We start from the raw sequence: 12180 nt of genomic DNA, 5'->3' as shown, positions 1-12180 counted from the left end.
TTTTAGCAGTGTATCAAGGCACACGATTCTCCCTCAAATTCAAATTGTAGGGTGGGATGATGTATCTCTAAATGGGAAAGTACATGATATGCCTCATTTCTTACCTTACGCAGGTCTTCCATATTCGCGTCGCTATTCAGTACCAAATGAGTAGTCAGCACATTGTACTCGCCGTCCATTGTCCAGGCGTGCAGGTCATGTATATTGGTTATACCTGGTATTTTAAGCAATGCGGCCTTTATTTCCATGTCGTTAAAATTATCCGGTTTTACCTGCAACAATATTTTTAGCGCCTGCATGATGTTTCGTATTGCATTGTAGAGGATAAAGACAGCCACGCCTATAGACAGTAAAGGATCTATCCATATCCAGGAGGTAAAATACATGATAAACCCGCCGACCAGTACAACAATCCATCCCAGCGCATCTTCCATCAAATGCATCATTACGGCTCTTTGGTTAACGGATTTGCTCTTGCCTTTGAACAGTCTGAAGAATGCCAGCCCGTTAAATATCACACCGATTACCGCCAGCCACAGTACGCCTCCCGTATTTACACTTTCCGGACGGAAGAAACGGGGAATGGCCTGCGTGATAATAACTACCGAACCGGCAATCAGTATCAGAGAGGTAAAAAATGCAGCCAGTACAGAAAGCCGCCTTTTTCCGTAGGTGAACAGTTGGGTTCTCCCGCCTGTCGATTTCTTTTCCAGCACCAATGAGCATACGATGGCAATACTGTCGCCCAGGTCGTGGATAGCATCAGATAATATAGCCATCGAATTCGTCATTATTCCCCCGACAAACTCAATGATGGTAAATGACACATTGAGCAGTAAAGCAATGCGCATGTTCTTAACAATGGGGTGTACATGCATGCCTCCTGCATGATGGTGATGGCCGTCTTCGTGTCCATGTTCGTGATTGTGGCTACGCTCGTGGTTGTGTCCTGTTTCTTTCATGATTTTTATATTTACTATTTTGTCCTGTTTATTTCCTGTTTCCGAAAGGCTCCGGGCGAAATCCCGGCAACCTTACTGAACAGGCGGTTGAAATACTTATAGTCCTCATATCCCAGTGAAACTGCGATTTCTTTCACGCTGAAATGGGAATGGTACAATAACCGTTGTGCCTCCCGTAGCACTTCCTGCTGTATAAGGTAGGTCAACGAAAAACCTGTTACAGCTTTTACCGTGTCATTCAGGTGGCTTACCGAAAGGTTCAAAATTTCGGCATAGTCGCCGGGACGCTTTAATGCCTTGAATTGTTGTTTCAGCACCTGTTTAAACTTTTTGGCAATATAGATGCTGTTTGCGGAATGATGTAACGTAAAGCGCTGTTCCCTTCCCTGGTAAACGAAAGCCACCTGCTGTATAAAAGCAGTTGCCAGCGTGACCTGTGCCTGGGAATTAATGACCATACCCAGGTCTTTTGAAGCAGTACCTGCTATTAATTCCAGGATGTTTTTAAACCATTTCGATTCTCTGGGTCCTAGCTCCAGGTTGATGACTTCTGAAAGCGATTGTTGCAATATTGAACTTACGGTATCATCCACGAGCTTGTTATCTATAGCAAGCACCCAGCCCGTAACACCCGTTGATTTTACCAACTGGTGTACCTGTCCGGGATAGGAAACGAAGAGCGAGTTTTTACGGATAATGGTTTTTCTGAAATCAACTGAGTTCTCTATGGAACCCTTTTCTACCAGTATGCAAATGTAATGTTCATGCCGGTGCGGTTCATGAAAATCTGAGGGCGTATTAATGATACCGTCGTCTATCGGTTCTATTCGGATTCCACTGCCGTCATGGTCGTGTTTCGGTATAGTTGGTGAATTTTTCATCTTCAATTCCTTCGTTATCGTCCTCGCTGGCATTTAGGAAATCATAAAAGTCTTCGTCGCATTGGATGCCCATTTTGCTGCTCTTTCCATTTAACAAAAGTTATATTGCTTCCGATTTGCCAGTAGAAACTTCCCTTAATATTTGTTCGGCCTTTTCAATTGCTTTTGCTTTTGTTTCGGCAAAAAGAAGTGGATTTCTCCAAAATTTCTCATATACATTTGAAAAAAGCCTCATACCCATACGCTTTACTATGCTCGGCTCAACCTGTATGGTCGCCTTTGTATATTTGAGGTCTTCCTTATGGATTTTCCTCCAGGCATTTACCTGTTTGGTTTCCTCCCGTGAAGGTTTGTGCTTTTCTTCGGGTGTCTCACCGGTGCTGATCATCACAAAAGGTTTTTTCCGCTCGAACAGGCGGGTAAATGCCTCAATGCCATCCTCGTGGCCGTGGGCTTCATCTACTGAATGGCTGTGCTGAAAGTCCACAAAAACAACCGGGAATTTTGAATCGTCTATAATCATAATTTTATAATCTCTAACTGATTACAAATTTAGAATGAATATAAATAGTGAAAGGTAGACGAAACGGTGTTTGTATTGGACGAATAGCGGTTTTGCACAAAATGTATATCGTGGAGAACGCTATCTATGCCCTAATGAGTTATTTTATTTCGAAAGGCCAAAGCCGTTGTTCCGGTTATCTTAGCAAAAATCCGGCAAAAGTAGGGGTAATCGTCGTAACCCAATTCGGTCGCGATTTCTTTAACCGATTTATCGGAATAAAACAGCAATCGTTTGGCTTCTAAAACGATGCGTTGATGGATATGATGGGAAACAGGTAATCCTGTGGCATTGCGGACGCATTCATTAAGATAAGATGTAGAGATATTCAGGGCGTCAGCATAATCCGAGGGTTGTTTAATCAGGATAAAATCCCGTTCCAGTAATAGTTTAAATTTTTTGGTAAGGATGTCATAGCGTGAAAGGTTGTCTGTACCCTCTATTTGCTCCAGATACTGTGAAACTATCAAACCTACAAAAGCATTAAAGCAATCTTTTAGTACGGAAGCATATAATTTGTCTGTTTTCCGTTCAAAAAGGCTTGCACATAAGATGACGGTTTGGTCTAAAATTGTATAAATAGCGGATTTTACCGGAAATGACTTTGCAGGTTCAATAACTTGTTCCGATATTCTTAAATAATCGGGATTCAGGTTCTCACTATTCATTCCAAGAAGAAAAACGTCCGCTTTTTCAATCTTTATGATGCGATGAATCTGGCTGGGATGAATGTAAAGTACTGCAGGCGCTTTTATTTCATAACGCTCAAAATCGATTTCAATATGGAAAGTTCCTGTTCGTACTAACGAAAAGATATGATAATCGTGCCTGTGTGCATGTTCTGTTTCATTCAGGGCATTTAAATCGTCAGGCGTTACTTGTTTAAAAACAAAATCTTCCTGATATTCTTTGGGCAAAGAATGTACAGGGATGGATGTTGTCTTTTTACTCATTTTTCTAATCACTACACAAAGATAGTTTTTTCGGTTTTGTTATTTATTCATTATACCAGACGATCCAAAATCTGTCGGTCGTCCATATACTTCTTTACCGCACCCAACCTAATTCTCCCTCCCTTCCCAGTCGACTGAAACCCTGTCATACCTATGATTTATACTCGCTGATGTGTAATCCTTATCTCCACTAGGTATAAAAAAAACGTGATTCGTCCATAGAATGCCCGTGATTATCACCAAATCTTACAAAATCAAACATGACCTTTGCCCGGGTCAAAACAGCATTTTTTTTAAACCCGCTTCCCCTGCAAAGCTTAACATACTTGATTGCCGGGATGAAAATCTGCTATAAAATTTTAATTAATCAAATTACAAAATGAAAATTACAAACCATGCCTGCCTGGGGATGTTGTCTGCCGGACTGATTACTCTATTTGGTTGTACACAAAAAAACGAGTTAAAGCAAACGACCCTCCCGGCAAAAGTAACCGTCAAGACTGTAGCTTCAATCGACAGCCAGCAAACGCTGAGCTATTCGGGAACAATCGAACCAGACAATACCGCTCAGGTCGGTTTTTCTGTAGCCGGAACCGTAAACCGGATCATGGTTAACGAAGGACAGCACGTAGTTAAAGGCCAGCTGCTGGCCGGTATTGACGCCACGGAGTATACCTACGCGTTATCCATAGCTAAAGCTGGCCTTGAACAGGCCGAAGATCTATACAAAAGGTTCGATGAGCTATATAAGAAAGGTAGCCTTCCGGAAAGGGACTATATGGATATCAAGACCAGACTAGCCCAGGCTAAGGCCAACAAAGGGATAAACGAAAAGCATATTGCCGACAGCAAGCTCTATTCACCTATGACCGGTATCATCGCAGCAAAAATGATCGAAAAAGGGAGCGCTGCCGCGCCGGGTGTCGCAGCGTTTACTATTGTCAGGACGGATCAGGTCTATGCGAGGATTTCCGTACCGGAAAGTGAAGTGGGTGCAATGAAAAACGGGATGACCGCAAAGATTACTATCCCGACACTGAACCAGCAGCTCAACGGTCGTATCACCATCATCAATCCGCTTGCAGATCCAGCATCAAAAACCTTCTCCGTCAAAATAAGGCTTGATAATCCAAAGGGCACATTGTTGCCGGGAATGATTGCTGATATCAGTATCGGCACTTCCCGCAAGTCCAACGCTATTACCATTCCAATCGAATCAGTTGTACACGACGCCGACAACCTGGCCTATGTTTTTACAGTGAACGGCCAGAACAGGGCGATCCGTAAACGTATCGGCACAGGGGGATTGTCGGACCGTTCCATTCTGGTGACCAACGGACTTCAGGCCGGCGACCGTATCATCGTGTCAGGTCAGGACAATATCAAAGACGGCCAGAAAGTTGACCTGTAAAAATTATCGGATACAACAAGTACATATTCACCAGTGCACATCAATTGTAGCTCATTAAAATGAAGAAAAGAAGAATAAATGTTATCGAGGCGGCTATGCGTTATCCTCAGATAACGTTAGCAATAACAGCAATACTGGTTATGGCAGGCGTCATTGCCCTATTTACCATGCCCCGTAGCGAAGATCCCAGGATTACTGTCCGGCAAGCGCTTGTCATAGCCGCCTACCCTGGAGCAGATGAGATCCAGATGGAGAAAGAAGTCACCAACAAAATAGAGCAATATCTTTTTAGTTTCGAGGAAATCCGAAAAAGTAAAACCAAGTCGGAAACGAAGGAAGGTCAGGTGATCATTACCGCGGAGTTGAACGACAATGTAAAAGACACTAAGAAGTTCTGGAGCACCCTGCAGCATGGCCTCAACATGAATATGAGGGGCGTACTACCCGAGGGGGTACTTGGTCCCGTAGTCAACAGTGATTTTGGGGATGTGGTAGCCCAGATGATAACCGTCACTGCCCCAGGGCGCTCTTATGCCGATATTGAAAAATATCTTGACCGGCTGGAGGATGGTATCAAAACGATCCCGGCAGTCTCCAAGATCAAACGTTATGGCGGACAGCGGCAACAGATATACATCACAGTACAGGATGAAAAGTTACGGCAATATGGTTTTGACCTACATACTATAGCAACGGTTTTACAGGCGCAAAATGTAACCCAGGTTACCGGCGACCTTACCCTGGAAGCGAGCAAGATACCTATTTTTGCAGGCAGTCGTTTCAAAAACGAAACTGCCATCGGCGACCAGATCATATACAGTACACCTGCGGGAATCGTGGTAAGGCTAAAAGATGTGGCCAGGATCGAACGCCGTTATGAGGAACTCAAAAACAAGATCAAAGTTGGTAACAACGATGTGATGATGCTGACTGTAGAAATGCAGCCTGGAAGCAACATCGTGGAACTGGGGAAGCAACTGGAGCAAAAGGTCGCTGAAGTAAGAAGCAACCTTCCTGGTGATGTCAGTGTAAAGACAATTGTGGACCAGCCTACGGTGGTCAAAGAGCGCCTTGGCCATTTCATGTTGGAGTTTGGCATCGCCATCCTATCCGTGATATTGGTTGTAATGCTGCTGCTGCCATTACGTGTTGCCGCGATCTCCGCCATTGCGGCACCTGTTTCTATAGCGATTACATTTGCTGTGCTTAACATAATCGGCATCGAACTCCACCAGGTAACGCTTGCAGCATTAATTATTGTACTGGGTATGGTCGTAGACGATGCCATCGTTATTGTAGATAATTATATCGAAAAGCTTGATGAGGGTGTAGCTTCATGGACGGCCGCCTGGCAAAGTGCTACCCAGTTAATGGTACCCGTATTTACAGCCACGGCGGCCATTATCTTTGCCTTTGCCCCACTAGCGATCTGCCTGCATGGCATGTCGAAGGAATTCATCCAGGCACTGCCTGTTGCCATTGGTGTAGCACTAACCGCGTCATTTTTGGTGGCAATTTTCCTGACACCTTATCTCTGTTATATCTTTTTGAAAAAGGGCCTCAAACAAAAGATGAGTGAACGTCCTTTAAAAAAGAATATACTGGATCGTTTACAAGACGGATATAACAAGGCCGTGGAATTCTGTATGTACTGGCCAAAGAGTACGCTGACAGCAGGGGTTCTTTCAGTCTTCCTTGCTTTCTTTATCGGTGGACATGTACAAACCGAGTTCTTTCCCATCGTAGAAAGGAACCAGTTCAACCTCGAACTATGGATGCAGAATGGAACCAGTGTCCTTGAAACGGAGAAAGCGGTCCAAAAGGTTGAGGCTGCCATAAAGGGGGATAAACGTATCGTGACGACCGCAAGTTTTATCGGCACATCCTCGCCGCGTTTCTATTCGACCTATGCACCGGAGCCAGCCAGAGAAAACTATGCGCAGATCTTCATCAATACGGTAAGTGAAGATGCAACTGAAGAGATGATCAAAGAATATCTCAGGAAATTCGAGAACTTCCTGCCGAATGGTTATGTACGCGTACGCCAGTTATCGATCAAAGAACAGCCGGCACCGGTCGAGATACGTATCATCGGTGAGGATTTGGCCGACCAGAAAAAAGTTGCACTTCAGGTTAAGGCTATCCTATCCAACGCTAAGGGTACAAACTGGATCAGGACAGATTACCAACGTGATTATTTCGGTATCAATGCGCGCATCAAGGAAGACCAGGCTAGCAGGCTCGGTATCAGTAAGGCGCTGATTACCCAAACCCTGGGTGCCGAAATAAACGGTTACCCGGTATCCAGATTATGGGAGGGAGACAAACCGGTCGATATACTATTGCGACTGGATACCAGCAACAGATCGGATTTTGGCTCCCTGGAACAGCTTAGCCTCACGTCCAGATACAATACCAAGATACCACTGAAAGAGGTAGTTGACCTTCAGCCATCTTGGCACACTGGTGCTATTGCTCACCGTAATGGGCTGCGTACCCTTACTGTTTCATCAGAATCACAGATGGGTGTAAAGGCCAGTGCCATTATCGCGTCAATACGTCCTCAAATAGACAAATTGAAGCTGCCCGAAGGCATCAGGATCAGTTATGGTGGTGAAGACGAAGCTTCTCAGGAGAGCGGGCCAGACATGGGTACCTCTCTTATGATCAGTCTGATACTCATCTTTCTTGTGCTTCTGTTCCAGTTCAAGAGCATGGGAAAAGTACTGATCGTACTTTCTACCTTTCCGCTGAGTCTTTTGGGTGCCATGCTGGGACTGTATCTAACGGGCAACTCTATGGGCTTCTTTGCATTCATGGGAATCATCAGCCTGATGGGCATCGTGGTCCGCAACGGTATTATTCTGGTGGATTATACGGATGAGCTCATACTTGAACATGGTTATACGATAAAGGCTGCTGCCTTATCCGCCGCAAAAAGAAGAATGCGCCCAATCTTCCTTACCTCCTCTGCTGCTGCCATTGGCCTTATACCGATGATCGCAAGCCAATCACCCATGTGGGCACCACTTGGCAGTGTGCTGGCTGTCGGTGTGATCGTTTCTATGGTCATGACGCTTTTCATTGTCCCGGTGCTTTATTATAAATTCATCAAACCGGTAAAGGCACACGAAGAAGATGGACAACCTGATGCAGATGAGCACATACAGTATAAACCAGCACATCACTAAAAATAATAAAATGAAATTCAAGATAAAGAAAATATTAGCCTGTATGCCCCTGTTGTTTATAGGCTGTATAATCCCGCAAATAACAAGGGCGCAGCAGGTTTTGACGCTGGAACGCTGCAGGCAGATGGCCCTGGAAAGGAACAATAACATCAAGGCCGCAATGGAAGACATCAATGCTGCCAGGGCGCAGAAAGCACAACAGGATGTTGGAGGAAGGCCCTCCTTGGATGGCTCTATAACCGGTTTTTATTTCGGGAAACCATTAAATACTATTATTCCCGAATATGGGCTAAGCTCTGGCCTGGGTATCACGCAGCCCATCTATACAGGTGGCAAGGTTAGGCTTGGCAAGGAGATCGCAGCAAATGGTGTAGAGATACGGCAGGAGCAGAAAGTTCTTGTTACAACTGAGGTACTCTTCACCACCGAAAGGGCCTATTGGCTGGTGGTATCTGCCATGGAACGGATCAAACTCGCCCTGCAAACTAAAAAACAATTGGCTGCCCTTTATACCGACCTCAATAACCATTTCACTGCCGGGACTACCTATAAAAATGATGTACTGCAGGCTCAGGTACAACAAAATGCAAACGAGCTTGACATTTCACATGCAGAGGACAACCTGACCATGGCAAAGCTATACCTGGCACAGGTTACGGGATTGACAGACAGCACGGATTTTACAGTGGCGGATTTCCTGGACGCGCCAATAAATACTGTAATAGATAATTCCCCGATGCAACAGGCGCCAAGCAATCGTTCGGAAATAAAGATCCTTCAAACGTCGGTATCAACAGCAGAGCTGCAACAAAAAATGTTAGCGGCTGATCTTAGGCCTGGTGTGAGCCTGGCATTGAACGGGATAACAGCATTTGGAAAAAGCGGGATCAATCCCACTAATAAAGATAATTTCATGGCTTCATATTACAGTATGCTTAGCATAAACATACCTGTTTTCGACTGGGGTAGAAAAAGAAAAAAAATACAGGAACAGCAGTTCAAAGTTTCCGCACAACGCTATCAGTTAAAGGAACGGGAAGAACAGGTTACTCTTGAAGTACAGCAAGCATTTCTGCAACTTGGCCAGAGTGTAAAACGGATAGGACTTTCTGATTTATCACTAAGCCAGGCAGAGGAAAACCTTAAACTAAGTAATGACCGTTTCAAGGCCGGAACAATCGTAGGCAAGGATGTATTGGAAGCACTAACAATCTGGCAGCAGGCAAAGAGTAACCTGCTGGAAGCAAAGGTTCAATATAAAATTGATGCGGCCGCATACCAGAAAGCAACTGGTTCAATAGATCGTTAACATCAATGTTGTATAAATAATACGGATGCCAATTAAAAACCAAAAGAACGGTTTATACCAGGCAAAGCATTAACAGGAAACCATAAGTTATTAAGAATGAAAATATCACAAAATGGATATCATTATATTAATGGTTCCATGGAACGAACCGCCAGGCATTTACATTGCCTGGCGGCATGACAGAATAGGAGCTTAGGCAGCTGTTTATAGCATTGGACATCACTACTGTTCGGCGTCTGGTTCCCAATGGAAACATCTAACTTTGACCGGGTTATTACTGACGGAAAGATACGTACCATAAAGTATATTTGCATATTCACAAAATCAGCATTTGTCACAGACAATTAAGATCAATAGAAATGGCTAAAAACAAGAAGATTCCGACCCATTCGGTCACCGAATCTGTTTCAGGAATGAACATCGTGAAAATTGAACCTGAAGAATCTTTAGTGACGCCACACGATATTTCGCTTCCGCATAGACATGGCCATTATTTCTGTATCCTGCTCGAAAGCGGAGAGATGGAATTTCTGATCGATTTCAACAAAGTGACCCTCAAGGAAAATACTTTGTTCCTATCCTATCCTGGACAGGTACTTCAGTTATTGTCAAAAAAAGATTGCCTGGGATGGGTGCTCTTTTTTGAGCATGCGCTTATCAGTGAAAAAGCCAGAACATTGCTCGACCAATTCCTGTCCGAAACGATACCAATGGATCTGTCCACCAGTCAGGCGGCACTAATAAGAAATATGCTTGATACTATGAATACGGTCTATCATGAAGGAAGAACAGATATTTTTAGAAAACAAACCATACAGGCGTTGCTTATGGCTTATGTTTATCAGATTTCCTCGGTATATGAATTAAAGGAAAACAAGGAACTCATTGAGTATTCACCACGGCATAAAGAAATTGCCAAAACATTTTGGCAACTGTTACGACGGGATACTGTCATGAAAAAGCCATCCGAATTTGCCTCTGAAATGAACATCACTACTGGTTATCTCAATGATGTGGTAAAAAGAGTGACAGGGTTTTCCGTAACAGATTTAATACATGGGGAAGTGATCAAGGAAGCCCAGCGGCTAATGGTCTATTCTAACCTACCCTTGAAAGAAGTCGCAGACCGATTGGGATTCAACGACTATAGCTATTTTCATCGTGTCTTCAATAAGACATCCGGACAATCTCCGGGTTCCTTTCGGGGGAGTTCCCTTCAATAGATATAGATATAAATGCTTTTTATTGAGGAATGGAAAACCGATCCATAGCCTATATCTCTATGCCTTAAAATCAGCTTTTCAGTACGCAATAAAACCAATATTCGTCAGCACATATATATACTTTTAGCGAGCTGTCAAAACAGATAGCTCGCCAAATCAATGATATCGCATTCTTATGCAGTGCTTCTAGGTTTAGTTGCAAAATGTAAAGTTATAGGCAAATAAGACCTTTGGTCTGTCCAGATGTAAAAACACTACACTTCAGCTTTCTATAAATATGGTTAAGACCCCATTTTTGACAGTTCGGTATTTTTTTTGATTAAAACACTCATTTCCAACTGTATCATTGCCAATTTTAAATCATTAACCAACCATGAACAACAATTTTAAACAGGATGCCGACACTATTAGTTCAGGCTGGTTGAGCCAGATCTTTAACAAAGCATTAAACAATAAGTCAACGTTGCCCTTCTCAATTTTTTCCAGCCCCATACCGCAGCTTAAAAAGGATTTTATCTTAACAGCAGAATTTCAGCGTGAAATTTTAAGTTACGCCCATCTGGTTGCCATCTATCTTTCTCCAACAGCATATAAACGGGAAAGATTATTATACTATCATACAGACCAATATTTCAGGGCCATTCCTTCTGAGGATTTTGCCTGTCGACTAATGTGCAAAATGAAAATTATTGCAGTAAATAATAAGTTTGATCAGACTGCCGAGCAATATATGGGACTTTCGATGGGTATTATCAATAGACCACAACTTAGAGAGCAGTACGCGGTAAAGTTCCTTGATGAAAAGATATATTACAATATGAAAGTAAAGTTCGCTTATGCTGAAGAAAAAGAACTGGCACATGTGATTGTTTTCAAGCCAATCGAAAAGGATAGCTGTACCGATCAAATAAGTAACGCTTGAGCACAAATATCTTTTCTATCGCTTTGTTTATACAATTGGTGATTAGTTCCTCAATTTTTTTAGCTTCTGGGTTACCTTAACTATATCCATTAAAGAAGATAAGATAAAAAACACCGGGTAGGCCAAGTTTTAGCTTATTCATGTTGTTGTTTACTAAAGATTGATCTAAGCCAACAATACCTTTACTGCGGTAATAGGCACTTATTAGAGCAAATTGAAGGTGATGGACTTGCTTTCGACTCGTCAGCGGCGTATGGGGACGCTAAATTCTTTTACCGAGGGTGGAAGACACTTTTTGTCATTACATGCCATAAATTCTACATTACATTTGATTACAACATCTTTAGCCAATAGCATCACCTTTTGCTGAAATATAACGGAATTTTCAAAATAGCTTATCTCCATAAAAAATGCAGGCTCAAACTTCGTAATTGGTTTTGGCTCTATTGTTTTACCAATTTTACTAAAGCTCTTTGATGTAAAAAATGTAAACTGTGTTGCAGTGGGGCCGCCATCACTAGGCGTTTGTGAATATAAATGCCACCCCTTGTCAATTGTTGCCTTTATGTAGATAATAGCTGTTGTACCACTCGTCTTTTTAACTGAATAGCTCCACTTTACAGGTTCTAATATCTGGCTATGGGCATTTGAAATGTATACTATCGATATACACCATAAGAATAATATCTTTCTCATGTATTTGTTTTTACCTTAAATTAATCGTTTTTATTTTCCGGTTTGTGTTGTATTACCTCTAGTTGCTTTA

General features: G+C 42.9%; 10 protein-coding genes. 5 read left to right on the top strand and 5 right to left on the bottom strand.

Features of this window, described 5'->3' with window-relative positions:
• Nucleotides 1-2: 2 nt before the first annotated feature.
• From ACUN24_RS13125 to ACUN24_RS13110, 4 genes are all read right to left on the bottom strand, one after another.
• A complete protein-coding gene (locus tag ACUN24_RS13125; RefSeq protein WP_445562879.1) occupies nucleotides 3-878 on the bottom strand; it encodes a cation diffusion facilitator family transporter in 876 nt (291 codons plus the stop codon).
• A 98-nt stretch (nucleotides 879-976) separates the two neighbouring features.
• Nucleotides 977-1843 (bottom strand): AraC family transcriptional regulator, encoded by an 867-nt coding sequence (locus ACUN24_RS13120; protein ID WP_445562878.1) that lies wholly within the window; start codon nucleotides 1841-1843, stop codon nucleotides 977-979.
• 100 nt (nucleotides 1844-1943) lie between these two features.
• A complete protein-coding gene (locus ACUN24_RS13115) occupies nucleotides 1944-2366 on the bottom strand; it encodes a hypothetical protein (protein ID WP_445562877.1) in 423 nt (140 codons plus the stop codon).
• Between the two features lie 131 nt (nucleotides 2367-2497).
• A complete protein-coding gene (locus ACUN24_RS13110) occupies nucleotides 2498-3358 on the bottom strand; it encodes a helix-turn-helix domain-containing protein (RefSeq protein ID WP_445562876.1) in 861 nt (286 codons plus the stop codon).
• A gap of 379 nt (nucleotides 3359-3737) precedes the next feature.
• Here ACUN24_RS13110 and ACUN24_RS13105 point away from each other — a divergent pair, with 379 nt between their 5' ends.
• From ACUN24_RS13105 to ACUN24_RS13085, 5 genes are all read left to right on the top strand, one after another.
• The gene (locus tag ACUN24_RS13105) at nucleotides 3738-4769 is read left to right on the top strand and encodes an efflux RND transporter periplasmic adaptor subunit (RefSeq protein ID WP_445562875.1); all 1032 of its coding nucleotides are present in this window, start codon (nucleotides 3738-3740) and stop codon (nucleotides 4767-4769) included.
• Nucleotides 4770-4828: 59 nt separating this feature from the next.
• Nucleotides 4829-7960 carry an efflux RND transporter permease subunit gene (locus tag ACUN24_RS13100; RefSeq protein WP_445562874.1) on the top strand — a complete coding sequence of 1044 codons (3132 nt, stop codon included), beginning with the start codon at nucleotides 4829-4831 and terminating at the stop codon, nucleotides 7958-7960.
• Nucleotides 7961-7970: 10 nt separating this feature from the next.
• Complete coding sequence (locus tag ACUN24_RS13095; protein WP_445562873.1) at nucleotides 7971-9269, top strand: TolC family protein; 1299 nt, start codon at nucleotides 7971-7973, stop codon at nucleotides 9267-9269.
• Between the two features lie 359 nt (nucleotides 9270-9628).
• Nucleotides 9629-10492 (top strand): helix-turn-helix domain-containing protein, encoded by an 864-nt coding sequence (locus ACUN24_RS13090; protein WP_445562872.1) that lies wholly within the window; start codon nucleotides 9629-9631, stop codon nucleotides 10490-10492.
• Nucleotides 10493-10865: 373 nt separating this feature from the next.
• A complete protein-coding gene (locus tag ACUN24_RS13085; RefSeq protein WP_445562871.1) occupies nucleotides 10866-11414 on the top strand; it encodes a hypothetical protein in 549 nt (182 codons plus the stop codon).
• 243 nt (nucleotides 11415-11657) lie between these two features.
• Here the strand turns inward: ACUN24_RS13085 and ACUN24_RS13080 are convergent, their stop codons facing one another.
• On the bottom strand, nucleotides 11658-12110 hold the full coding sequence (locus ACUN24_RS13080) for a protein-disulfide reductase DsbD domain-containing protein (RefSeq protein WP_445562870.1): 453 nt from the start codon (nucleotides 12108-12110) through the stop codon (nucleotides 11658-11660).
• Between the last annotated feature and the right edge of the window lie 70 nt (nucleotides 12111-12180).

Source organism: Pedobacter sp. WC2501, assembly GCF_052682415.1.
This window is presented reverse-complemented; position numbering and strand designations above follow the sequence as displayed.

Coding starts and splice junctions, on each gene's coding strand:
- ACUN24_RS13125 (WP_445562879.1), bottom strand. CDS start 878: ATGCATGTACACCCCATTGTTAAGAACATGCGCATTGCTTTACTGCTC.
- ACUN24_RS13120 (WP_445562878.1), bottom strand. CDS start 1,843: ATGAAAAATTCACCAACTATACCGAAACACGACCATGACGGCAGTGGA.
- ACUN24_RS13115 (WP_445562877.1), bottom strand. CDS start 2,366: ATGATTATAGACGATTCAAAATTCCCGGTTGTTTTTGTGGACTTTCAG.
- ACUN24_RS13110 (WP_445562876.1), bottom strand. CDS start 3,358: ATGAGTAAAAAGACAACATCCATCCCTGTACATTCTTTGCCCAAAGAA.
- ACUN24_RS13105 (WP_445562875.1), top strand. CDS start 3,738: ATGAAAATTACAAACCATGCCTGCCTGGGGATGTTGTCTGCCGGACTG.
- ACUN24_RS13100 (WP_445562874.1), top strand. CDS start 4,829: ATGAAGAAAAGAAGAATAAATGTTATCGAGGCGGCTATGCGTTATCCT.
- ACUN24_RS13095 (WP_445562873.1), top strand. CDS start 7,971: ATGAAATTCAAGATAAAGAAAATATTAGCCTGTATGCCCCTGTTGTTT.
- ACUN24_RS13090 (WP_445562872.1), top strand. CDS start 9,629: ATGGCTAAAAACAAGAAGATTCCGACCCATTCGGTCACCGAATCTGTT.
- ACUN24_RS13085 (WP_445562871.1), top strand. CDS start 10,866: ATGAACAACAATTTTAAACAGGATGCCGACACTATTAGTTCAGGCTGG.
- ACUN24_RS13080 (WP_445562870.1), bottom strand. CDS start 12,110: ATGAGAAAGATATTATTCTTATGGTGTATATCGATAGTATACATTTCA.